This is a genomic window from Collinsella aerofaciens, assembly GCF_028209625.1.
GTDB lineage: Bacteria > Actinomycetota > Coriobacteriia > Coriobacteriales > Coriobacteriaceae > Collinsella > Collinsella aerofaciens_AM.
The window spans coordinates 48,104-72,154 of record NZ_JAQLDU010000012.1; the positions used below are offsets into that span (position 1 = coordinate 48,104).

The 24,051-nt window shown below is 58.1% G+C and carries 21 protein-coding genes; 11 read left to right on the top strand and 10 right to left on the bottom strand.

Going from position 1 to position 24,051, the window contains the following annotated elements; genetic code table 11:
- Positions 1 to 301: 301 nt before the first annotated feature.
- The 7 genes from gyrA to PMW70_RS06985 form a co-directional block, all read right to left on the bottom strand.
- Positions 302 to 3,013, bottom strand: coding sequence for a DNA gyrase subunit A (gene gyrA, locus PMW70_RS06955; RefSeq protein ID WP_271744363.1), 2,712 nt, complete (start codon positions 3,011 to 3,013; stop codon positions 302 to 304).
- A 185-nt stretch (positions 3,014 to 3,198) separates the two neighbouring features.
- Complete coding sequence (gyrB, locus tag PMW70_RS06960) at positions 3,199 to 5,229, bottom strand: DNA topoisomerase (ATP-hydrolyzing) subunit B (RefSeq protein WP_271744345.1); 2,031 nt, start codon at positions 5,227 to 5,229, stop codon at positions 3,199 to 3,201.
- Between the two features lie 105 nt (positions 5,230 to 5,334).
- Positions 5,335 to 5,898 (bottom strand): DciA family protein, encoded by a 564-nt coding sequence (locus PMW70_RS06965; RefSeq protein ID WP_271744347.1) that lies wholly within the window; start codon positions 5,896 to 5,898, stop codon positions 5,335 to 5,337.
- Positions 5,885 to 6,991, bottom strand: coding sequence for a DNA replication/repair protein RecF (gene recF, locus PMW70_RS06970; protein WP_271744348.1), 1,107 nt, complete (start codon positions 6,989 to 6,991; stop codon positions 5,885 to 5,887). The genes PMW70_RS06965 and recF overlap by 14 nt, the downstream gene beginning before the upstream one ends.
- Positions 6,992 to 7,000: 9 nt before the next feature.
- Positions 7,001 to 8,104, bottom strand: coding sequence for a DNA polymerase III subunit beta (dnaN, locus tag PMW70_RS06975; RefSeq protein WP_271744349.1), 1,104 nt, complete (start codon positions 8,102 to 8,104; stop codon positions 7,001 to 7,003).
- Positions 8,105 to 8,342: 238 nt separating this feature from the next.
- On the bottom strand, positions 8,343 to 10,067 hold the full coding sequence (locus PMW70_RS06980) for a DnaA ATPase domain-containing protein (protein ID WP_089572573.1): 1,725 nt from the start codon (positions 10,065 to 10,067) through the stop codon (positions 8,343 to 8,345).
- Positions 10,068 to 10,082: 15 nt separating this feature from the next.
- Positions 10,083 to 11,435: an ATP-binding protein gene (locus tag PMW70_RS06985; RefSeq protein ID WP_271744350.1), complete on the bottom strand. Its 1,353-nt coding sequence runs from the start codon at positions 11,433 to 11,435 to the stop codon at positions 10,083 to 10,085.
- Positions 11,436 to 11,780: 345 nt separating this feature from the next.
- On the opposite strand from PMW70_RS06985, the gene rpmH reads away from it, so the two are divergent.
- The 9 genes from rpmH to PMW70_RS07030 all read left to right on the top strand — a co-directional run bounded on the left by rpmH (position 11,781) and on the right by PMW70_RS07030 (position 16,820).
- Entirely contained in the window at positions 11,781 to 11,915 is a 135-nt protein-coding gene (gene rpmH / locus PMW70_RS06990; protein WP_019127408.1) for a 50S ribosomal protein L34, read from the top strand.
- A gap of 20 nt (positions 11,916 to 11,935) precedes the next feature.
- The gene (rnpA, locus tag PMW70_RS06995; protein WP_082435526.1) at positions 11,936 to 12,274 is read left to right on the top strand and encodes a ribonuclease P protein component; all 339 of its coding nucleotides are present in this window, start codon (positions 11,936 to 11,938) and stop codon (positions 12,272 to 12,274) included.
- Positions 12,271 to 12,495, top strand: coding sequence for a membrane protein insertion efficiency factor YidD (gene yidD, locus PMW70_RS07000; protein ID WP_022093804.1), 225 nt, complete (start codon positions 12,271 to 12,273; stop codon positions 12,493 to 12,495). Before rnpA ends, yidD begins: the two co-directional genes overlap by 4 nt.
- Positions 12,496 to 12,524: 29 nt before the next feature.
- Positions 12,525 to 13,295, top strand: a complete 771-nt coding sequence (locus tag PMW70_RS07005) for a YidC/Oxa1 family membrane protein insertase (protein WP_055251326.1) — start codon at positions 12,525 to 12,527, stop codon at positions 13,293 to 13,295.
- Positions 13,296 to 13,339: 44 nt separating this feature from the next.
- Entirely contained in the window at positions 13,340 to 13,909 is a 570-nt protein-coding gene (locus tag PMW70_RS07010) for a Jag family protein (RefSeq protein ID WP_022093802.1), read from the top strand.
- A 168-nt stretch (positions 13,910 to 14,077) separates the two neighbouring features.
- Positions 14,078 to 14,743: a 16S rRNA (guanine(527)-N(7))-methyltransferase RsmG gene (gene rsmG, locus PMW70_RS07015; RefSeq protein ID WP_271744352.1), complete on the top strand. Its 666-nt coding sequence runs from the start codon at positions 14,078 to 14,080 to the stop codon at positions 14,741 to 14,743.
- A gap of 134 nt (positions 14,744 to 14,877) precedes the next feature.
- Complete coding sequence (locus tag PMW70_RS07020) at positions 14,878 to 15,678, top strand: ParA family protein (RefSeq protein ID WP_117584022.1); 801 nt, start codon at positions 14,878 to 14,880, stop codon at positions 15,676 to 15,678.
- On the top strand, positions 15,671 to 16,576 hold the full coding sequence (locus PMW70_RS07025) for a ParB/RepB/Spo0J family partition protein (RefSeq protein ID WP_199408909.1): 906 nt from the start codon (positions 15,671 to 15,673) through the stop codon (positions 16,574 to 16,576). Before PMW70_RS07020 ends, PMW70_RS07025 begins: the two co-directional genes overlap by 8 nt.
- Complete coding sequence (locus tag PMW70_RS07030) at positions 16,566 to 16,820, top strand: hypothetical protein (RefSeq protein ID WP_099432405.1); 255 nt, start codon at positions 16,566 to 16,568, stop codon at positions 16,818 to 16,820. The genes PMW70_RS07025 and PMW70_RS07030 overlap by 11 nt, the downstream gene beginning before the upstream one ends.
- A 198-nt stretch (positions 16,821 to 17,018) precedes the next feature.
- On the opposite strand, the gene rlmN is transcribed toward PMW70_RS07030, so the two are convergent.
- Positions 17,019 to 18,071, bottom strand: a complete 1,053-nt coding sequence (rlmN, locus tag PMW70_RS07035; protein WP_117634727.1) for a dual-specificity RNA methyltransferase RlmN — start codon at positions 18,069 to 18,071, stop codon at positions 17,019 to 17,021.
- Positions 18,072 to 18,156: 85 nt separating this feature from the next.
- Here rlmN and PMW70_RS07040 point away from each other — a divergent pair, with 85 nt between their 5' ends.
- A complete protein-coding gene (locus PMW70_RS07040; protein ID WP_117655795.1) occupies positions 18,157 to 19,122 on the top strand; it encodes a D-alanine--D-alanine ligase family protein in 966 nt (321 codons plus the stop codon).
- Complete coding sequence (locus tag PMW70_RS07045; RefSeq protein WP_118256740.1) at positions 19,116 to 22,010, top strand: helicase C-terminal domain-containing protein; 2,895 nt, start codon at positions 19,116 to 19,118, stop codon at positions 22,008 to 22,010. The genes PMW70_RS07040 and PMW70_RS07045 overlap by 7 nt, the downstream gene beginning before the upstream one ends.
- On the opposite strand, the gene PMW70_RS07050 is transcribed toward PMW70_RS07045, so the two are convergent.
- On the bottom strand, positions 22,007 to 22,924 hold the full coding sequence (locus PMW70_RS07050) for a helix-turn-helix transcriptional regulator (RefSeq protein ID WP_117629995.1): 918 nt from the start codon (positions 22,922 to 22,924) through the stop codon (positions 22,007 to 22,009). The two genes, PMW70_RS07045 and PMW70_RS07050, sit on opposite strands and share 4 nt — an antisense overlap.
- Positions 22,911 to 23,933 carry a helix-turn-helix transcriptional regulator gene (locus PMW70_RS07055; protein WP_117629996.1) on the bottom strand — a complete coding sequence of 341 codons (1,023 nt, stop codon included), beginning with the start codon at positions 23,931 to 23,933 and terminating at the stop codon, positions 22,911 to 22,913. Before PMW70_RS07055 ends, PMW70_RS07050 begins: the two co-directional genes overlap by 14 nt.
- Positions 23,934 to 24,051 lie beyond the last annotated feature (118 nt).

The window sequence follows — 24,051 nt, forward strand, 5'->3', positions numbered from 1 at the left end:
CATCGCGCAAGGGATATATTAGACGAGTCGTTACGCGCGCGTCAACAACTTTTTTGAAAATCTTTGGAGGGTGTTCGTCCCGGCCGCACGGCGGCATGTGAAGTCGCCTGCTCGGACAGTCCTGACTCGCGCAGAGAGCACATTAAGTGCTCTCTGGCTCGTGCGGAACTCGCGATCGACTTCACATGCCGCCGTGCGGCCGGGGCGTACGCGAGTCCCAAAGTTTTCAAAAAAGCGGTCGACGCGCAGTGCGCCGACCGCCGATATATGGGGTCTGATATTTTCTACCAGCTAGGGCCTCTTACTCGTCTAGGAGATCCTCTGGCATGTCGTTGCCGTCGCCTAGGCCGACTGGGGCCTCTTCGGTGTCGGCTGCGGCCTCGGCGCTTTCACCTTCGGGCTTCTCCTTGGCGGCCGTCATGCGGGCTACGGCGCAGATGCGGTCGTTGTCGTCGACGGTCATCATCTTGACGCCCTGGGTAGCGCGGCCAGTCTGGCTGATCTCATCGGTCTTGACGCGAATGACCGTCGCGCCCTCCGTCACGATGAACAGCTCGTGCTGCGGGCCCACCGTCTTCATGGCCGCGAGGTTACCCTTACGCTCGGTCATTTGGATGGTGTAGACGCCCTGGCCGCCGCGATTCTGCTCCGGGTAGTCCGCGACCGGCGTGCGCTTGCCGTAGCCGCGCTCGGTGATGACGAATAGATCGCCGTTGCCGTTAGTGACTTCCATGCCCAGAACGCTCACGCCGTCCTTCATACCGATACCGCGAACGCCGCTGGTATCGCGGCCGGTGGCGCGCACCTGCTCCTCGGAGAACATGATCGCCTTGCCCGCGGTGGTGGCCAGGATAATCTTGTCGCCCTCGCGCACGCGGCGCACGTTCAGCAGCGCGTCGTCGTCACGCAGGTTGATAGCGATCAGGCCGTCGCGACGGCTGCGGTCATATGCGCTCATCACGGTCTTCTTGACCATGCCGCTCTTGGTGGCAAACATCAGGTACTCGTCGGCAGGGAACTCGCGGCAGCTGATGACGCTCGCGATCTTCTCGCCCTCCTCGAAGGGCAGCAGGTTGACGATCGCGGTACCGCGCGCCTGGCGCGTACCCACCGGCAGCTCGTGCACCTTCAGGCGATAGACCTTGCCCTTGCTCGAGAAGAACAGCACGTACTCGTGCGTGGACGCGATGAACATCTCGTCGATGACATCGTCCTCTTTGAGGTTGACGCCCGACACGCCCTTGCCGCCGCGTTTCTGGGCGCGGTAGGCGGCCACCGGGATGCGCTTGACATAGCCGGTGTGGGTGATGGTCACGACCATGTCCTCGTCGGCAATGAGGTCCTCGACGTCCAGGTCCTTCTCGACCTGGCTGATCTCGGTGCGGCGCTTATCGCCAAACTTCTTGGAGATCTCGCGCATCTCTTCCTTAATGACGCCCAGGATCTTCTCCTCGTGCGCCAGCAGGTCCTCGTAGTAGGCGATGGCGCGGCGCAGGCCGTCCAGCTCTTCCTGAATCTTGTCGCGCTCCAGGCCAGTCAGGCGGCGCAGCTTCATCTCGAGGATGGCCGTGGTCTGCTCGGGCGTAAAGCCAAAGCGCTCGATCAGGCGGCTGCTGGCCTCAGAATCGGTCTGCGAGGAGCGAATGATGCTAATGACCTCGTCGATATGGTCGAGAGCCATCAAGTAGCCCTCAAGGATATGCGCGCGGGCCTGGGCCTTCTTAAGGTCGAAGCGGGTGCGGCGAGTGACGACGTCGACCTGGTGGTCGATGTAGTGCTGCAGCATCTCGCGCAGGCTCAGGCATTTGGGAACGCCGTTGACGAGCGCCAGGTTGTTGGCGCCGAAGGTCGTCTGCAGCGAGGTGTACTTATACAGGTTGTTGAGCACGACCTGCGGAATGACGCCCTTCTTGAGCTCGATGACCAGACGGATGCCCTTCTGGTTGGACTCATCGCGCATGTCCGAGATGCCCTCGATGCGCTTGTCGTTGACGAGCTGGGCGATCTTCTCCTGCAGGGTGCCCTTGTTGACCATGTAGGGAATCTCGGTAAAGACCAGGCGGTTGCGGCCGGTCTTGGTGGATTCCACGTGGGCCTTGGCGCGCACGGTAATGGAGCCGCGGCCGGTCTCGTAGCTCTGCTTAATGCCGGCGCTGCCCATGATGATAGCGCCGGTGGGGAAGTCCGGACCGGGCATGATCTGCATGAGCTCGTCGACAGTGGCGTCGGGATTATCGATCAGGTAGCAGGTGGCCTCAATCGCCTCGGTGAGGTTGTGCGGGGCGATGTTGGTGGCCATGCCGACGGCGATACCCTGGCTGCCGTTGACCAGCAGATTGGGGAAGCGCGCGGGCAGCGCCTGAGGCTCGGCGAGCGATTCGTCGTAGTTGGGCTGCCAGTCGACGGTATCCTTCTGCAGGTCACGCAGCAGCTCCATGGCGGGCTTTGCCAGGCGGCTCTCGGTGTAACGCATGGCAGCGGCGCCGTCGCCGTCGATGTTGCCGAAGTTGCCGTGGCCGTCGATGAGCGGCGTGCGCATGGAGAACCACTGCGCCAGGCGAACCATTGCCTCGTAGACCGCGGAGTCACCGTGCGGATGGTACTTACCGATAACTTCGCCGACCGTCCAAGCGGACTTCTTGTGCGGACGGTTGGGGTAGATGCCGCTCTCGTTCATCGCGTACAGGATGCGGCGGTGCACCGGCTTTAAGCCGTCGCGCACGTCCGGCAGGGCGCGCGCCGTGATGACCGACATCGAATACTCGATAAATGACTGCTTCATCTCGCGGCCAAACTCCGAAATCTGGAGCTGGCCGCCGTTTATATCCTCGCCGGCCGAGGCGCCACGATCGACTTCGCCAAAGCTCTCCTCGAGCTCACCGTCGTCGTCCTCTTCCTCGTCATCATCGGCATCGGGGTTATAGGCGTCAGGATCGCCGTCCTCGCCCTGCTCAGCACGGGCAAGCAGGCGCTTCAGATCGTCGGGCATGCCGGCATCGCCGGCCTCGCCCATACCCTCGTTATTGTTGATATCGTCTGCCACGTTACCTCCTCATGGTTTGCGTGGTCCATTAGTTCCCTGCCACGGAGACGGCTTTTCCAGGTGCCGCAGATTCGCTCGAAAGAGGAGGGAAGCGTACTTGGGTACGCGACCGACGATTGAGGGCGAAGGTGCGGTGGCTGGGAAAGCCGAACAGGTTAGGCGTCTAAGAAGCGCGCGTCGTGCGCATGCTTCTCGATGTACTCGCGGCGATAGCCGACCTCGGAACCCATCAGCTCGCGCACGGCGCGGTCTGCCACCACGGCGTCCTCGATCGACACACGCTGCAGAATGCGGGTCTTGGGGTCCATCGTCGTCGAGGCAAGCTGCTTGGGGTCCATCTCGCCCAGGCCCTTGTAGCGCTGGACGGTATAGCCCTTGCGCTTTTTGGTGATCTTGCCGTCCTTGGCCTTGCCGTCCTCGTCGTTATCGTCGGGGTTCAGTCCCAGACCCTGGATGGTGTCGCGCAGGATCTCGTCTTCGGGCTGGCGGCCGTTGGGATACACGTAGTGGATCTTGTTGCGCACCTTAATGCCAAAGATGGGCGGACAGGCAACATAGACGTAGCCGGCATCGATCAGCGGACGCATGTACTTGTAGAAGAACGTCAGCAGCAGGATGCGGATATGCGCACCGTCGACGTCTGCATCGGTCATGATGATGATCTTGTGGTAGCGAGCCTTAGTGATATCGAAGTCGCCGCCGTCGCCGGCACTCGTCGTGACACCGCAGCCGATCGCGGTAATCAGCGACCGGATGGTGTCGCTCGAGAACGCGCGATGGTCACCAACGCGTTCGACGTTCAGAATCTTGCCGCGCAGGGGCAGAATCGCCTGGATGTCTCGGCGACGGCCGTCCTTGGCCGAACCGCCTGCCGAGTCGCCCTCTACGATGAAGAGCTCGGTCAGCTCGGCATCGCGCACCGAGCAGTCAGCGAGCTTACCGGGCAGGGACGCCGTCTCGAGCAGGCTCTTGCGGCGGGTCGCCTCGCGCGCCTTGCGGGCGGCGTTGCGCGCCTTGCAGGCCTGTTGCGCCTTCTTGACGATCTCGCGGGCGGGCTTGGGATGCTCCTCCAAGTAATCGGCGAGGCCGTCGGTCACGATCTTGAGCGTGAGCGCGCGCATATAGGAGCTACCGAGCTTTGCCTTGGTCTGGCCCTCAAACTGCGGATCGGGCAGCTTGACCGAGATAACGGCCGAAAGGCCCTCGCGCACATCGTCGCCGGTCAGGTTGGCGTCTTTTTCCTTGAGCAGGTTCTGTTTGCGCGCGTAGTCGTTGATCACGCGGGTGAGCGCGGTGCGGAAGCCCTCAAGGTGCATGCCGCCCTCGGGAGTGTAGATGTCGTTGGCGAACGACATGACGTTCTCGCCGTAGCCGCTATTCCACTGCAGGGAAACCTCAACCTCGCCCATCTTGGCCACAGGCGCGTCCGGATCCGATTTGCCCTCGATGTAGATGGGCTCCTTAAAGGCCTCAGGGACGTCCTTGCCCTCGTTGAGAAACTTGACGAAGTCGACGATGCCGCCCTCGTAGCAAAACTCCTCCACGTGGGGAGTCGCCTCGCGCTCGTCGGTCAGCACGATTTTGAGGTTCTTATTGAGGAACGCCGTCTCCTGCAGACGGTTGTGCAGCGTATCGAAATCGTAGATGCAGGTCTCGAAGATCTCGTCGTCGGGCCAGAAGGTGACGGTGGTGCCCGTCGAATCCGAGGTGCCCACGACCTCCATCTTCTTGACGGTCTTACCGCGCGAGAATTCCATCTCGTAGGTGTTGCCATCGCGACGAACCTGAACGACCACGCGCTTGGACAGTGCGTTGACGACGGAGATGCCCACGCCGTGCAGGCCGCCCGAGACCTTATAGGCCGAGTTATCGAACTTACCGCCGGCGTGCAGGATCGTCATGACGACCTCGAGCGTCGGGATCTTTTTAACAGGGTGCTCGTCGACGGGGATGCCGCGCCCGTCGTCGACGACCGTGATGGAGTTGTCGGCGTGGACCGTCACCTGGATCTCGGTGCAGAAACCGGCCATGGCCTCGTCGACGGAGTTGTCAACGATCTCCCACACCAGGTGATGCAGACCGCTGGCGCTCGTCGAGCCGATATACATGCCCGGGCGCTTACGAACGGCCTCGAGACCTTCGAGAATCTTAATCTCGCCGCCATCGTAATCGTTTTCGTTTGCCACACGTCCTCCTTCAGTCAAGAAAATGTGTACAGCCTTACTAGTTTATCGTAAAAAAATACCCTCGGGAACGAGGGTATTTGGCTCTACAAGGCCACCAGATGCGATTTAAGGCTCTTTTTTGCTTTGCACGCCCTTGGCCCACTCGGCACTGGCTCTCATGGCGTTCTCGAGGGCCTCGCGCAGTTTTTGGTCTTCGATGGGCGCCACTTGGCGCTCAATCTCGGTGCGCTCGGCCTCACTTAGGTCGGCGTGCGGGGCCGGCGGGCGCTCGGTCGTCGCCGGGCGCAGGCGCTCCTTGGCGGCGGGTGGCGTGTGACCGGGCGCGGTAGTTTTGAACACCAGGCCGTCCACATGCGCACCGGCGCGCTCCATGCGCGCGCGGATGATCTCGCGCAGCAGCGTCATTTCCTGCGTCCATGAGGGCGAGTCGAGATACACCAGCAGCTCATTGGACTCGGGCAGGTAACGCAGCCCCGTCACATGCCGCCCCTCGCGCGTGCCCGAGCACACCGCATTCCAGGCGCGATAGACCGCACGAGACTCCTCTGCAGCCTCCATCTGCGCACGACGCCTAGGCGTTGCAGCCGCCAGGATGCGCTGGCGCTCTGCGTTCAAAAAGCCACTGAAGGCGACCGTTTCGCTCTCGCGCTCGTAATCAGCACGTCTCACCCATGCTCACCACCTTGGCTCGATCAAGCAGGTCATCGGTAAAGTACCCCAGGTTGGTCGTAGTTATGACCGTCTGGATATCATCGCCGATCAGCCGCAGGAAAGCGCCGCGACGCTCGCCGTCGAGCTCGCTCATCACGTCGTCCAAAAGCAGCAGCGGGGCGGTGCCCAGGACATCGCGAGCCACGGCCACCTCGGCCACCTTCCAGGACAGTACCAGCGTGCGCTGCTGTCCTTGGCTGGCAAATGAACGGGCGGAGCGACCCGCCACGGTGAACTCGATCTCGTCGCGATGCGGTCCCACCAACGTCACGCCGCGGCGAATTTCCTCGTCGGCATGCTCGTCAAGGGCGGCCAGCATGCGCTCGTACGCCCAACCCTTCAGCTCTTCGCGATCCTCGACCTGGGGCAAATCCCCCAGCGTGGACGCATAGGTCACGTTGGCAGCCTCGCCGGACGCCACTTGCCCGTAGGCAGTGTGCACATGGCCCGCCAGCCGGTCGAGTAGGGCCAACCGGTGCACGAGCAGGGCCGAGCCCGCGCGAGCAATCGAATCGTTCCACGCGCCGAGCATCTCGCGACAGCACCAGGTCTCCTTGAGCAAGGCGTTACGCTGGGTCACGCAGCGCCCATAGGTGCTCGCAAGATCGGCGTAGCGTGCGCTCAGCTGCATGCCAAAGTCATCGAGGGCGGCGCGGCGCACACTGGCGCCTCGCTTAACCATGTCCAGATGGTCGGGGCAAAACAGCACGCTCGGCAGAATCCCGCGCACACCGGCGGCAGAGCATCTCTTGCCGTTGCGACTAAACGAGCGCTTACCGTCCTCCGCGCTCAATCCCATATCAAGCACGCGGCCGTCGCCCTCGAGCCTCAGCTCGATCTTGCACGAGCCCACGCCGTCATGGACGAGCTCGGCTGCGGTCGGATGCCTAAACGAGGAACCGCTCGTCAGCAGCTGCAGCGCCTCTATGAGATTGGTCTTTCCCGCCGCGTTGGGTCCCGCAAGTATCGTCACGCCCTCGTCCAGGGCAAGGCGATAGCTATCGAAGCTGCGGTAGTGCGCGACGGAAAGATCGCGAGCGAACATGGTCATGGCGCAGCGCTAGATGCGGACCGGCATGACCAGGTACAGGTAGTTGATCTTGTCGTAGGACTTGAAGATGCCCGCCTGCGAGTAGCTCTTGAGCTCCAGCGTGATCTCCTTCTCCTTGGACAGGGCATTGAGGCAGCCGAAGATGTAGTGGTAGTTGAAGGCGATGGTACCCGACTCGCCCTCGGCCTCGACATCGATCGTCTCCTGCGCAAGGTCTTGGTCATTGGAAATGGAGGACAGGCCCATCTGCCCGTTCTCGACATCGATCTCGAACTTGACGGCGGGGTTGGCGCTCGCGATAACGGCTACGCGCTTGAGGGCGGCGTTAAAGGCGGCGACATCGATCTTGACGCTCGTCACGCACGAATCGGGGATGAGCTGCTTGTAGTTGGGGTACACGCCCTCGATGCGACGCGACACGTAGGTGGTGTTGCCGGCCTCGAAGACGACCTGGGTGTCGGTAGCCCCGATCATGATGGTCGCTTGGCTGGCCATGATGCTCAGCGCGTCGTTAAAGGCGTCAGCCGGAACGTTGAGCTCAAAGGAGCCCTCGAGGGTCGAGGTCTCGACCTGCGTATCGCACACGGCCAAGCGGAAGGAATCGGTCGCCACCAGGCGTACGGTGTTGTTCTCGACCTTCATGTGCACGCCGCCCAGGATGGGGCGAGCCTTGTCGGTCGAGGTGACGCGCCACACGCGGCCGACCATTTCGGACAAGACATCGGTCGGCAGCTCCACGGCACTCTCGATGGCATAGGCCGGAAACTCGGGGAAGTCATTGGCATCGAGCGTGTTCAGCCTAAAAGAGCTCTTCTCGCAACCAATCAGCACCTGGCGCTCGGACAGCTCAAAGGTGACCGGGGCATCGGGGAGGGTCTTGGTGATATTGGAGAGCACCTTACAGGGGATAACCATCTCGCCCTCTTCTTCGACATGCGCCGCGATGCGATGACGGATCGAGATAGTGTAGTTAGAGGTCTGGAATTCCAAGATGCCGTCTTGGGCCTTAACGAGCACGCCCGACAGGATGGGAAGGGTGGATGCCGAAGCGACACCCTTCATAACGACGCCGATGGCTTGTGTAAGCGAGCTCTGGCTGACGGTGAACTTCATCTTTTAATACCTTTCTATAGATATAAATATCTTAATAATAGTAATAGCACTGACGAAACTGTTGATTACTCCCAAAGACGCAGGTCAGACCAAGAAAGAGAATCGACAGCAACCTGTGTGCAACAGGGGTGGTTTTCCACGTTCAAAACCTGCGCAAAACTTTTCATCACCGCGGGTTGGGTTTTAGACACCTTATGCCCGTGGTTTCGACAAGTTTTCAACAGGTGTCTCTATTTCCCTACGAGCGCAGTGTAATTTTATCGCGCAGCGACTTGAGGTCTTCGGTGACGGTGCGGTCTTCCTGGATCATCTTCTGGACCTTTTTGTAACTCGTGCTGACGGTCGAGTGGTTGCGGTTGCCAAATTCGGCGCCCACCGCCGTGGTCGTCATCTCGCACATCTCGATGGCCAGGTAGATAGCGATATGGCGTGCTTTGGCGATATTGGCGTTGCGACGCGGGCCGATGAGCTCCTCGTGCGTCACGCCGTACTGCTCTTCGATGACGGACTGAACCGTCTGGACGTTGATCTTTTTGGCCGATGTGTCAAAGTACTGGCTGGCGATGGCGTCGATATCGTCAAAGGTGAGCTCCCCGCCCTCGCGCTCGCGGTCGCCCGCCTCGCCGGCGCAGCGCTCGCAAAAGCTCTCGAGTTCGCGGATGTTGGTGCCCGAGACCTCGGCCATGTGTTTAAAGTGCTCGTCGGTTAGGTGCCCGCCGTCGCCCCCATAGGCCGCCAGCAGCGAGTCGTCGCCTGCCTCGGGAGCGGCGACGATGGTGTTCTCGTAATAGCGCTGCAAGATCTTGTATTTCATTTCGTAGCTGGGCTCTGCGACCAGGCAGAGCATGCCGGCGTTGAAGCGGCTGGTTAGACGCTCGTCCATGCTCAGGTCCTTGGGGGCGCGGTCTGCCGCGATGACGACCTTCTTGTTGTTGCGGATGAACTCGTCCATGAGCTGGAAAAAGTAGTCCACGCTCGCGCGCTTGCCGATGATGTTTTGGATGTCGTCGATGATGAGCACGTCCACGCCGTGGTACGCCTGCATGATGGGGGCGTTGCTCTTCTTTTGGCGGTCGAACTCGGTCATCAGGTCGTCCAGATATGCCTGGGAGTTGGCATACTTGACCTTGATCTCGGGCGACTTTTCGGCGAGCTCGTTTTTGATGGCAAGCAGCAGGTGCGTCTTGCCCAGGCCCGATTTGCCGTAGATGAACAGTGATGTGCACGTGCCCCGCTCGTCCGCGAGGGCGGCAAACTTGAGTGCCGAGCGATAGGCATGGCTGTTCTCGGGGCCGTAGACAAAGTTCTCAAAGGTAAATTTTGAGTTCGCGGCGAGCGGGGCTCCATCCGTATTCTGTTCGGCCGGCGCGGTCGGTGCTGGCATGGGTGAAGCGGGGGTCGCAGCTTGCGTGGATTTAGTTGGCGCTCCGCCCTTCATCTGGTTCATCATGCGGCGAAAATCATCGGCCGAGAGCGTGTTCTTGATTGCAATGCCCGAATCCGCGCCCGTCGTTGCGTCGTGAGCGATGGGCATGTGCGTGACGGGTGCGTTCGTTGACGTCGCCGCCGCGGTCGGCAACGGTGCCATGGTTTCACGGGAAACATCGCTGTGCTGGTGCTCGATTGTCGGCACGTCGCCTGCGGAGGCCGGCACCGCCGGGGAAGCTGCGGGAGCCGTGGCAGGCGCCGTCGCGGCAGCGGATTCCGTCGCGGCGCCTTGCGGTGCCACGATGTCGAGCGCGATCGGTGCAAAGGCGATTTCTTCCAGATAGGCCTCAATGGTCGGCTGATGCTTTTTGAGCTGCGCGATGGCAAAGCGCGAGGGGGCCTCGATCGTGAGCGTATCTTCGGTCAGGCTTATGGCGCGCGATTGCCCCAGCATGTTGATGAGGCGTGCATCTCGGCCGTCGCGCTGGCAAAAGGCGATGGCATCCCCCAGGATGATGCTTGCTTCCTCGTCCACTGTCTCTCCCGTTCTTTAGCTCTGAGCTCGCACGCGAGCGGCGCCGAGTTCGGTCAGATGGTATTTCTGGCCATGCTTGATGACCAAGCCGGCCTGCGCCAAGTCATTGAGCGTGCGTGACCAAGTGGGGGCCGAGTTTCCAAACGCCCTCGCCAGATCGGTGGCACCGCACGCTTGATTTTGCGCCAGATAGCCCAGCGCGGCGTTGCCGCGATCGCTTACGAACACGTCCGGTTGTGGCTGCGCATACTGATTTGCTGCATTAGGATACATCATTTGAGCTGCTGGTTGTTGAGAACTCTGCATCGGCGGCATTTGCTGTTGAAAACTTTGAGGCCACTGGTGGTAAGGCTGCGGAGGCATCTGCTGGGCCCAGGGGTTGTACTGCTGCTGCGTCACCTGCTGGTACGGCTGCTGATATCCCTGCTGGTACTGCTGCGGGAACTGCTGGCCATACCCCAGTGGCGGCATCTGCTGATATGGATATCCCTGTTGGTACGGCTGATAGCCCATTTGCTGGCCACCCGGTGCCCCCGTCGCCTGCTGCATTGCTGCTGTATCCTGATCCGCCAGCGGCATGGCCTCTGGCACGTTTGGCGGCATCGACATCGACGCCGCCTGGGGCTCTTGTGTAGGAAGCATTCCGGGCTGCTGCATCTGTCCCACGCGGGGCTGCATCTGTTGCGTTGCCATGGGCTGCTGCGTAAAAGCTCCCGGCAGGGGATATGCGGGCTGCTCCGTCTCGGGCCGCACGGCAGCACCGCGCCCGCCGGCGCGTTCGATTTCCTGCACGCGTTTAGGGTCCAGGCTTACCGTAACCACGGTGCCGTTGCCCATGTTGTCCTCGATGGACACGGCCCCGCCGGCGTTTTCCAAATACTCCTGCACCATGGGAAACCCTGCTCCGGTTCCACGGATATAGCGCTTCATCTTGCTGTTTGCGCTGGTAACGCCAAAGTCGAAAGCGCGCTCCTTGTCGTCGATGCCGGGTCCTTGATCAGCAAAGCGGATGGTGTCTCCGCCGTCCAGAATCGAGATGATGGGCTCGGCAAAGTGTGCGTGGATAAAGTTTTCGACAATCTCGCGGATGACCATGAGCGAGATGTGGCCACCTTGCTCTTTCATACACTGGTAGACGGTGTTGGTCGTCTCTTCCAAATACGTGCGGACATCTTGCGGATCAATGACGATCACACGCGGTGTCGACAGCATGTCGTCATAGACGGCGATGCGCGCGGCATACATGGCTTTTGGCGCCTGCGTGGTCGTCTGCTCGCCTTCCTTACGCTCTTCGCGCACGCCGGTGATGTGCTCGTTGTCGGGTGCCGGGTCTCCGGAATCGACCATGGTGTAAAAGTCGTCAGACATGCCGCTCGCAATCTTTCAATAGGTTTCGAACAAATAGTAGCTCACCGTGCAATGTTTCTCATCTTTCGACAACTTTTCAAAACCTGTTGAAAACTTTGGAAAACGGACGAAAAGTTCTCAACATTGCCAACATGACCTGTTGAAAACTCGATGAAATATCGTGAAAAGTTGCCATGCACCGCTAAATCGAGCTCGGCTTATGGGGGAACCGTGTGAACTGCGCAACCTTTTACCTTTGATTTCTTGACATTTGAACATTGATTTCCCTACAATCTTCAAGCTCACGTGTCTATATCTGCGTCCGCGCCCCCGCGGACACTCGAAATGCAGCAGGAGGAACTTAAGATGAAGCGTACGTATCAGCCTAATAAGCGTAAGCGTGCCAAGACCCATGGCTTCCGTGCCCGTATGGCCACCAAGGGTGGTCGTGCCGTGCTCGCCCGTCGTCGCGCCAAGGGCCGCAAGCGTCTCACTGTCTAGCAGCGATACACACATCTCGCATGAAGACTATTAAGTCTCGGCAAGATTTCGAGCATGTGTTCAGTCAGGGGCGTCGTTTCAATCACCCTCTGATTCGAATGACCATATGTGAATCGGTTGGCGAAGGCGACTCCGGAAGGGTCGCCTTCGTTGGTGCTAAACGGCTCGGTTGTGCTGTCGTGCGCAACCGTTCTAAGCGTGTGATGCGCGAGGCCGCCCGCAGCTGTGGATTTCCCGTTGCGGGTTATGACATCATCTTGTTCGCAACTCCCAAGACGAGGGTTTCCTCGCCGCAGGAGATGGACAATGCATTGCGTTCGCTTATGAAACGCGCCGGCGTTGCCGGGGAGGAGCGATGAGCAATCACGTTTTGCGACGTGTTGCCATCGCTCCTATTCGCATATATCAACAGGTTATTTCGCCCTTATTGCCTGACGCCTGCATTTATTACCCAACGTGCTCGCAATACGCCGTCCAGGCGATTGAGAAGTACGGTGTTTTGAGAGGCTGCTGGCTTGCCGTGAGGCGCATCGCTCGCTGCAATCCCCTGCACGTCGGCGGTTATGACCCTGTGCCCTAGCGGGCACTCGCTATCGGAGGAAAACTTACATGTGGGATTGGATCGTTAACATCCTTTTCGAGCTGCTCAAGCTCATCCAGACCTTTGCGGTCGACTGGGGCCTGTCCATTATCATCCTGGTGGTCATCATCCGTCTGCTGCTGACGCCGCTTATGCTCAAGTCGACTAAGTCGACGGCACGCATGCAGGTGCTGCAGCCCAAGATGCTCGAGATCCAGGAGCGCTATGCCGACGATCCCCAGCGTCAGGCCGAGGAAATGCAGAAGTTCTACAGCGAGAACAAGTTCAACCCGATGGCTGGTTGTCTGCCGCTGTTGATTCAGATGCCTGTCCTGTTCGCCCTATTTACGCTGCTGCGTAACCTGCCGGACTACTTTAACGACGGCACGTTCTCGTTCTTTAATATTCTGCCCGACCTGACCACCACGCCGAGTGCCTCCTTTGCCGATGGCTTTATGGTCGCGCTGCCTGCGCTGGTCTGCCTGATCCTGTTCGCTGTCCTGACCCTGATTCCGCAGCTCTATATGTCGCGCAACCAGACCGGCCAGCAGGCTCAGAGCATGCGTATGATGGCCGTTGTCATGACGGTCATGATGCTTTGGATGGGCTGGAGCCTTCCCGTTGGTGTTCTGCTGTACTACGACGTCTCGTCTGCTTGGCAGGTTATCCAGCAGATTTTTGTGACGCAGAAGGTCATCGACAAGGCGAAGGCCGATGAGGAGGAGCGCCTTAAGAACGCGCCGCTGCAGGTTGAGGTCACTCGTCGCGAGAAGAAGCCGCGCCCGCACAAGAAGAAGTAGTGGGATATCAATCTTATTTAGGTACCTAACTTTTGGAGTACGTTATGTCTGAAGAGATCATCGAGGATATGCTTGAGGAGGTTGCCCCGCAGGTCGCGGGCGATTATCCCGAGATTGCACAGCGCTACAAGGCTGGTGAAGAGCTGACCGACGAGGAGCTCGACACCATTGCCGATGTCGCGATTTCCATCCTGCGTTCCATCCTTTCGCACTTCGATGCCGCCAACTCTCCTATCGATGAGTATGAGGGCGACGAGGGTGAGCTGATTCTGGATGTAACGGCTCCCGACCTTGCTGTTCTCATTGGCCGTCATGGTCGCACCCTTGATGCCCTTCAGGTTATGTTCTCATTGCTGGTGAGCCGCAAGCTCGGCTTTAGGTATCCGGTTGTAGTGGACGTCGAGGGATACAAGAGCCGCCGTCAGGACAAGGTTGCCTCCATGGCTCAGTCTGCTGCCGAGCGTGCCATCCGCACTCATAAGAGTGTTTCGCTTCCGCCCATGAATGCCTACGAGCGCCGACTGGTTCACATTGCACTTCGTGGCAATGACGCCGTCGATACTCATTCTGAGGGTTCTGACCCCGATCGCCATGTGGTGATTGTTGCTCGATAATCTACTCGAGCTTATGCTAAGGGGACGTGGTTTCCACGTCCCCTTTTTTTGTCAAAAGTTCTCGATACACTGATTTTTGTCAGAAAGGAGCTTTCGTTGTTAGTACTTACTGATCAGCAGGCTGACGAGATGTTGAGTCGTCTAACTTCCTATTGCAAAGAGTATTCCTTGAGCGTAACTGATACTGAGCTGAGGAAATGTATTCAACATTTGGATTTGGTTCTGGAAACAAATAAGACAACCAATCTCACCCGTATTCTTAACATAGAAGATGCTCCGGTACTTCATATCCTCGACTCACTTGTTTTGCTCCCCTATATCAATAAGGCTCCTGAGGGAGCTTTGCTCGATATGGGAACAGGTGCGGGCTTCCCTGGTATTCCGTTAACCATAACCACGCATCGTAAAGCTACTTATATTGACTCTGTTGGTAAGAAGGTTGATGCTGTCAATTCTTTTGTTGATGTTCTTGGATTGAAACATGCTCGTGCGGTTCATGATCGCCTTGAAGAATATGCTCGAAGCCATAAGAAGCAGTTTTCTGTCGTAACCGCCCGCGCACTTGCCCCTCTACCGATTCTTGTTGAGTATGCTGCTCCGTTCCTCAAAGACGGAGGGCTATTTGTTATCACCAAGGGTAATCCTTCCGATGAGGAGCTTGCTTCCGGCATGTCAGCAGCTAAGATTTGCGGCTTCACTTTGCTTCTGAATGACGCAATCGATTTGCCTGAGGGCTTGGGCCACAGGGAGTTCATTGTTCTTAAAAAGAGTCATCCGGCATCCGTTTCATTGCCTCGTGCAAATGGCATGGCAAAGAAGAATCCGCTTGCCTAGATGTTTCACGTGAAACATAATGGATACTAACAACATGCAGTGTTTCACGTGAAACATGGCGGTTGATATCGAATCGGAATGTTTCACGTGAAACATCCTCCGTTTGACAGCTTTAATACACACCAGGAGGGACCGTGGGATTTCGCGACGTTAAGCGTTCTAAGAGCGCAAAAGACACGCGTATCATTGCAATCATCAATCAAAAAGGCGGCGTCGGTAAGTCAACGACGGCTGTGAACCTTGCAGCAGCACTGGGTGAGCAGGGTCGTAAGACACTGATTGTCGATTTTGATCCGCAGGGAAACAGCACCAGTGGATTTGGAATTGAAAAAGAAGACCTTGATCGCTGCATCTATGATGCATTGTTGAATGATGTGCCGGCAGAATCGCTTGTTCTTGATACAAATTGCAAAAAGGTATTCGTAATTCCAGCTACGATTCAGCTTGCAGGTGCCGAAATTGAGCTCGTAAGCGCAATTGCTCGTGAAACCCGCCTCAAAGATTTGCTTGAGCCGATTCAGGACGAGTTCGATTTTATTTTCATTGACTGTCCTCCTTCACTCGGCCTGCTTACTATCAATGCCTTGACCGCAGCAGACAGCGTTTTGATTCCGATCCAGTGCGAGTACTACGCACTCGAGGGCGTTACGAAGCTGCTAGAGTCAATGAAGATGGTCAAATCACGTCTGAACAAGGGCTTAGACACCTATGGTGTGCTTATGACCATGTATGACTCGCGTACTTCTCTATCGAATCAGGTTGTTGAGGAGGTTCAATCGTACTTTGGTGATAAGGCATTTAAGACGCTAATCCCCCGTACGGTTAAAATCTCCGAAGCTCCGTCTTTTGGAGAACCGGTAATTACCTATGCACCTCAAAATAAGGGTGCAAAAGCGTATATGAACCTTGCAAAAGAGGTGATCAAGCGTGCCTAGTGTAAAGAAACGTGGCGGATTGGGACGTGGACTCAATGCTTTGGTCTCAGAGGCCGAGTATGAGACCGGTGGTTCTGCTGTATCTGCTTCAAATGCCGCATCTGTAACAAAACTACCTATTGAGGATATCGTTCCCAACCCTAATCAACCGCGAATTCATTTTAATGAAACTGAACTTCGCGAGTTGAGCGAGTCAATCCAAGAGCATGGCGTTTTGCAGCCGCTCTTGGTTCGCAAGCATGGAAACGGCTATGAGATCATCGCTGGTGAGCGTCGGTATCAGGCATCAAAGCTTGCTGGTCTTGAGGAACTGCCTGTCATCATTAAAGATGTTAATGATGAAGAGATGCTGGCTCTTGCTCTTATCGAAAACCTTCAGCGTTCTGATCTGAATCCCGTCGAAGAGGCTAAGGGCTATCGCCAGCTTATCGATGCCAGCGGTATGACCCAGGAGGCATTGTCGAAAGCAGTAAGCAAGTCACGCTCTGCAATTACAAACTCGCTGCGCCTTCTCGATCTCCCCGAAGTAGTTCAGCAGATGATTTTTGAGGGTAAACTTACTGCTGGACATGCACGTGCGATTCTTGCAGTTCCCTATGAGGACGCGCGAATTCGACTTGCAGAGAAGGTTGTTGCGGAGGGCCTTTCCGTAAGAGCGACAGAAAATCTTGCTCCATTGTTTTCTGCCGGAGAGACAACTAAGACGCCACGGCCTGCAACGCCTCAGTCTTTTAAAAAGGCTGCGCGTGTACTTCGTCAGGTATTTAATACCAACGTTCGTGTGAAGAGCTCGCGTGGAAAGAATAAGATTGAGATTGAGTTTAAAGACGAGGAAGAGCTCTCTCGTATTCTTGGTGAAATGATTCAGTTTGATCAAGGAGGCCAAGATGAGGAATAAGATTTTTACTGCGATTGCATTGGCGACGACTGTCGCGGCTGGTGCCTTTGCTGGCTATAAGATCGCGACAGACGATGAACTTCGAGGTCGTTTGCTTCGTGGCGCGCAAGATATCGTTGATACGTCAAAGAAGAAAATGGATGTTATGACAGAAGATGTTGCCATGCGCACTGCTCAGGTAACGAAAAATCCTAAGATTAATCAAGGTTGGGTTAGCAACCAATGGGAAAATGTAGGCTATTAGGTACCTAACAATTACCCTGCATATTTTAAGGGGCCCTTGTCTGATTCATGAGACAAGGGCCCCTTATTTTGTCCGTAAATAATGGGAAAGGTAGCAGCTGGTCCAAAATTGATGTCAATAATGAAACGGCCCCGGTTGCATATCCTGCAACCGGGGCCGTTCGATGTTTCACATGAGACGTTTTGGAGTAAGACTCCCCTATGCGTTCTTCTGAACTTTGAAGCGCTGTTTCAGCTGTCCGCAAGCGGCGTCAATATCGTTACCACGGGAGTTACGAATCGTGGTCTCGATGCCACGGGACTCAAGACGACGCTGAAGATCCTCAACCTTATGAATCGGCGACGGCTTGAGCGGGCTGCCCTCGATGTCGTTTAGTTGAATCAGGTTAACGTGGCACAGCGTTCCCTCGCAGAAGTCGCAGAGTGCCTGCATCTCGGGATTCGTATCGTTGACGCCTTCGATCATGGCATACTCATAGGTCGGGCGGCGGCCAGTCTTCTCGGTGTAGAGCTGAAGCGCTTCGTGAAGGCGAAGCAGCGTGTACTTCTTAACACCGGGCATGAGCTTATTGCGCGTCGACTGGATGGCGGAATGCAGGGAAACGGCAAGCGTGAACTGCTCGGGGATGTCGGCAAATTTGCGAATACCGGGAATAACGCCGCTGGTAGAGACGGTGAGGTGACGAGCGCCGATACCGATACCATCGGGGTCGTTGAGGATACGCAATGCCTTGAGAACCTCGTCGTAGTTGGCAAACGGCTCGCCCTGGCCCATGAAGACAACGCTTGTGGCACGCTCGCCAAAGTCGTTGGATACATGAAGCACCTGGTCGACGATCTCTTGAGCGGTCAGAGAGCGCTTGAGGCCGTTGAGACCGGTAGCGCAAAAGGCGCAGCCCATGCCGCAGCCTGCCTGGGTGGAAACGCAGACGGAAAGTTTGTTACGACGGGGCATGCCGACAGTCTCGACGGAAATGCCATCGTGGTACTCGAGCAGATACTTGCGCGAGCCATCTTTGGAAACCTGCTTGGTGAGTTCAGTCGGCGTATCAAAGGCAAAAGCCTCTTTAAGCTGCTCACGGAAAGCCTTGGGAAGGTTGGTCATATCGTCAAACGAACAAACGTTCTTCTCAAAGACCCATTCGATGAGCTGCTTCGCGCGGAAGGCGGGCTGGCCAAGTTCGGCCACGAGCTCGCGAATATCGTTTTGGCTCAAGTCGCGAATGTCCTGAGATTTAGTCTTGGGATTCATGGAAGCCTTTCGATTTTGGGGAAACGTAGAGGGTATCGCTACAATATGGTATCAGCTGCAGAAATTATAGAGGAGGAGTCTGCCCATGCCGGGTAAAAGCCTAGAGAACATGCACGTAGCGGTCTTGGCGGGCGGTCATTCCGCCGAGCGCGAGATCTCGCTCGATTCGGGAAAGAACGTTGTGGTGGCACTGAAGGAAGCCGGCTACACCTCGGTGGAGCTGCTTGACACGGCCGCTGATGACTTTATGGTAACCATGGCGACCGGCGGATTCGATGTGGCATTTATCGCCATGCACGGCGCCGGCGGTGAGGATGGCGCCATGCAGGGTGCCATGGAGACCCTGGGTATCCCCTACACGGCCTCGGGCGTACTTGCCAGCGCCTGCGGTGCCGACAAGGAGGTCTCTAAGCTCCTATACGCCAAGGCGGGCATTCCCATTGCCCCCGGCCTTGCGCTCGAGGTGGGCGACGAAGTCGATATCGATCATATCGTCGAGGTTTGTGGCGAGCGCTGCTTTGTGAAGCCGGCCGTCAACGGTTCCAGCTATGGCATTTCCCTGGTCCATGAGCCCTCCGAGCTGCCCGCGGCAATCGCCAAGGCGTTTGAGTACGGCGACAAAGTGCTGGTCGAGAAGTGCATCGAGGGTACCGAGGTCACCGTCGGCGTATACGGCGAAGATGACGTGCGCGCCCTGCCGATTGTCGAGATTCGTAAGCCCGAGGACTGCGAGTTCTACGATCTGGACGTGAAGTATGTCGACCCTACGGATATCCATCGCATTCCGGCGCAGATTTCACCCGAGAATTACGCTCGCGCTCAGGAACTTGCCTGTGCCGCTCACAAGGCCCTCGGTTGCCTGGGTATCTCGCGCAGCGACTTTATTGTGAGCGAGGACGGCCCCGTTATCCTCGAGACCAATACCATTCCCGGCATGACCGATACGTCGCTGTATCCGGATGAGATCCGCCACACCGACGACATGACGTTCCCGCAGGTCTGTGACAGCCTGATCCGTATGGGCCTTCGTCGAGCGGGCATTGCATGCTAATCGAGGACGCGGTTTCGTCAGGAACGCCGCAGTTTGTCATCGACTCCTATGCCACGCTTGCCGACCGCGCCAAAACGCAGTCCTTCGGCCTTATCGAGGAAGATGTGATTATCCTCGATACCGAGACCACGGGTCTTTCGGTGCAGGACAACGAGCTGATCGAGATCTCGGCGGCCCGTCTTTCGGGCCGCGAGGTCATCGACCGCTTCGATACCTTCGTGCATCCCAGGCAGCTGATTCCCGCCGAGATTACCGAGCTCACGAGCATTACAAATGCCGATGTTGCAGATGCCCCGTCGGCGGTTGAGGCCGTCGCCGCTCTCGCCGATTTTGTTGGTGGCTGCCCGGTGATCGCACACAACGCCACGTTCGACCGCTCGTTTATCGAGTCGGTCAAAGGCGGCGTCAACGTGAGCGATATTTGGATCGATTCGCTGGCGCTGTCGCGCATCGCGCTTCCGCGCCTGGCCTCGCACAAGCTGTCTTTTATGGCCGATCTGTTTGGCTGCGACTCGGTATCACACCGTGCCAATGCCGACGTCGACGCCCTGTGTGGCGTATGGCGCGTGTTGCTCGTGGCGCTCACCGACTTGCCCCAGGGCCTCATGGCGCGCCTAGCCGACATGCATCCGGACGTGCCTTGGTCCTATCGTCCTATCTTCTCATTCTTGGCAGGGCAGAACCCTGGTTCCATCTTCTCTCTCAGCGCCGCTCGTGCTGACGTTCTCAAGGCCGATCGCGCCGACGATCGGGTGGACGCCGATGAACTGCCGGTTCTCAAGATGCCGAGTCGTGAGGAGATCGAGGCAGACTATGCGCCAGGTGGCCTGGTCAATCGCATGTATCCCACCTACGAGCCGCGTGATGAGCAGATCGCGATGGCGCTCGAGGTCCGCGATGCGCTGGTCACGGGCACTCATCGAGTAATTGAGGCAGGCACCGGCGTCGGCAAATCGATGGCCTATCTGGTGCCTTTTGCCGAGGCAGCACGCCGTAACAACATCACGGTTGGTATTGCGACCAAATCGAACAATCTTGCCGACCAGCTCATGTACCATGAGCTGCCAAAACTTGCGGAGCAACTGGACGGTGGTCTGTCATTTTGCGCTCTCAAGGGGTATGACCACTATCCGTGCCTGCGCAAGCTTGAGCGCATGAGCCGCGGCCAGGTCGAGATTACCACCAAGCGCGATCCGGCGGACACGCTCACGGCGGTCGCGGTCATTATGGCGTACGTCTGCCAATCAGCCGATGGCGACCTCGACTCGCTCGGCATTCGGTGGCGCAGCGTCAACCGTCCCGACTTTACGACGGCCTCGCGCGAGTGTGCTCGTCGCCTCTGCCCGTTTTTCCCTGATAAATGTTTGGTCCACGGCGCTCGCCGTCGTGCGGCGCATGCCGATGTGGTGGTCACCAACCATTCCCTGCTGTTCCGCAACGTCGCGGCCGAGGGCAGGATTTTGCCGCCGATTCGTCATTGGGTAATCGACGAGGCCCATTCCATCGAGCGCGAGGCGCGCCGTCAGTGGGCGCGCGTGGTGTCGGCGGACGAATCACGCGTCCTGTTCGAGCGCCTGGGTGGCTCGAGCACCGGCGCGCTAAGCCAGGTTTCCCGTGATTTGGCAACCTCCGAGGGCTCTACGCTCTATCTGGGCCTTACTGCCAAGGCGACGTCGACGGTTGCCCGCGCGAGCATGGCAATCGCCGACGTGTTCGATGGCGTTCGCGAGCTCGGCCGCCGTGCGCGTGGGGGTTATGACAATGCCAATCTATGGATTGGCCCCGAGCTGCGCGAATCAGACGACTGGCATGATTTCTTACAGTCGGCCTACACTGGCATCGACGCATTGGAACAAGCTGACAAGAGCGTCGACGCGCTGGTGCAAGCCGTCGCCGCCGACAAGCCCGAGGTTGTTGTCGACCTGGGTGATATCTCGCGCCGCCTGCACGAGCTGGCCGAGAACCTCAAACTCATCATTGATGGCACCGATGAGCACTACGTGTATTCGCTGCAGGTCAATCGCAGACTTCGTGCCGGCGGAGAGTCGATGACCGCAGAGCGCATCGACATTGGCGAGGCTTTGGCAACCGAGTGGCTACCCGAGGTTCACACGGCTATCTTTGCCTCGGCGACCATGACGGTGTCCAAAAGCTTTGAGCACTTTAACCATGCGGTCGGCCTTGATCGCATCGGTGCTTCAACGTCGTCATCGCTGCACTTGGATTCGAGCTACGACTTCGATTCGAACATGGCTGTAGTCGTTGCGGGCGATATCCCCGATCCGCGCGATCGTGAGAGCTATCTTACGGCGCTCGAGCGCGTACTGGTCGACGCCCATCTTGCCATGGGCGGATCGGTGCTCACGTTGTTCACCAATCGGCGCGACATGGAGGACCTATACGCCCGCGTTGAGCCCAAGATGGCCCGTGCGGGTCTGGAGCTCAACTGCCAGCAGCGCAACTCATCTCCTCGTCGCCTGCGCGACCGGTTTATCAACGAACCGACCTCGTCGCTTTTTGCGCTCAAGGCCTTCTGGGAGGGGTTTGATGCCAGCGGCGAGACGCTGCGCTGCGTCATCATTCCCAAGTTGCCGTTCTCAAGCCCCACGGACCCGCTCTCGTGCGAGCGCAACCTGCGCGAAGACCGCGCATGGGCGCGCTATTCGCTGCCCGAGGCGGTGCTCGAGGTTAAGCAGGCCGCGGGGCGTTTGATTCGCTCGTCGACCGATAGCGGTGTGCTGATCTTGGCGGATCCTCGCCTGGTGACGAAGGGCTATGGCAAGAAGTTCTTAACGTCGCTGCCCACGAGCTCCTACCAGCGCATCGAATCGGCGCAGATTGGGCACTATCTACAGCTGTGGCGTGCACGCCACGAGCGGCGGCGCTAAAGCGGACAGACGAGGGTTTTTGCCATATCGCACAGACACTTTGACAGGGCGGGGTCATCCAAGATGCGGATGGCTCCGCCCGCTGCGATTATCTGGCTCAGCAGCCAACGCTCGGAGCCGTAATGTACGGTTACCGTTGCCATGTCTGTCCCGCTGCGCTTGATTAGGGTGATGCCGGCCCAGTCCAGATGCTCCGCCATATCGAATGGCATCAAGAGCTTTGCGCTGCGCTGCGTCCGGGCAAGGGAATCGTGGAGGGATGCGACGTCCGGTGCGTGAGGCACGACGGAGTCTTCCGTTAAGGCGAGTCCCTCGATTTTATCCATGCGATAGGTGCGCTGCTCATCGACTGCGATGTCCCAGGCAATCAGGTATGTTTGGTCGCCGTTTGCCGTAATGCGCAAGGGGTCGACCAGACGCTCGCGTGGCCGTGCATCGTCCATCGAGCGATACGAGATACGGCAGCGAACGCCGTCCTGAATGGCGCAGCTCAGCTGCTGCCAGTGCGACCCGTGGTTGACGGTGTCAAAGACGCGCTGGTTATAGCCGAGCTCTTCGGGTAGAAGAGCAAATCGAATCCGAGCCGCCGTCTGCGGCTCGATCCCCAACGATTCAAGCTCGTGGTTGAGCACGGCGCCCTCGGCGGCACTCAGGCGCAGCGGTAGCACACGACCGGCGTCACCGGTGAGGACCACACGCTCGCCGTGGCATTCGCAGATGATGCGCGCGCCCGATTCTCGGTCCGCGAGCGTCGAGACGATCTCGAGAATCTCGTCGAGCGACGCCCCCGTGATGTCAAAGCGACTGCAAATCTCGTTTCGAGTCATGCCGTTCTCGCCGGCGGCGTAGAGGGCCTCCATGATGTCGATGGCGCGCGAGAGCCTCTGCTCGCTGGTGAGTTTACGCACGGGCATGCTCGTGCACCGTCCTTTCGATGAGGTGGTTCCACGCCTGTTTGAGCGATTTGGGGGCCATGGGCCTCATGCCGTCCATGGCGTGGGCCATGCAAAATGAGGCGGCGGCTTCAAGGTCGCGCACGTCAACGGTCCAGATCCATCCCGCATCGGTGTGTGCGAGCTTACCTCGCCCGCGCGTGAGACCGTTGATCATATCGATCTGCGTCTGAGGGGCGAATGAGAACGTAGCTGCAACGGGCGGTCGGTCGGCAAAATCGAATTCAAAGAACAGGTAGTCGTTGAGGTTGAAGTCCGCAGGGATGGTGTAGGCCTTCGAAGGACGCCAAGCGCGAACGATACGGTCGCAGCGGAATGTCCTGATGTCGTCGGTGGCATTGTCGAGGCCGCAGAAGTACGCCACGCCCTCGCGCTCGAACATGCCGTAGACGCAGACGGTACGCTCTTTTTGCTCACCGCGTCCGTTCTGATATAAAAACCGCAGCGCGCATCGCTCGGCAAAGGCGCTCCAAACCGCATCGACGGTGGGAGAGCGGCTGATCGTCGCCTCGTCCGCCGTCGTCCTGCCGGTGAGGTAGGCAATCTTGGAGCGAATATCGGCAAGTGGTGCGGCAAAGGTGGAAGAGCCGCTTGCAAGCGTTTGGTCGATGGCGTTGAGTAGGATGTCGGCGTCGTCTGCGGTGATGAGGCCACCTGCTGCAAACGTGTGCTCGCGGTCGATTGTCCACGAGCTTTCCTCGGTCTCCTGCGCGCCGGCAGGGCGAACCTCCTTGATTAGGATGCCGCGTTCGAGCAGTTTGTCACGATCGCGCCGAAACTTGCGCTTATCAGAGTCGATGTTGCCCGAGCCATATCCCAGGTCAGAATCCAAGACGATCTGCTCGGTCGTCAGCGGTTCGGGGGAGCTGTTGAGCACAAAGAAAAGATTGAGGATGCGCTGAGCCGTTTTATCGAAACTGGGCTCCGAATTTTCCTTTTTAATTGTCGCGGTCGTGTCGCTTGCCGTCATAGAGTCCTCGCATGAGAAGGTGGTTTGCTGCCATGATTTTAGTCCGATATGGAGATTAGGCTATATCCTTGTCCGCTCGGGGCGTTAAGATGGCCCGAATTCGGTCGTTTGCGCTCGC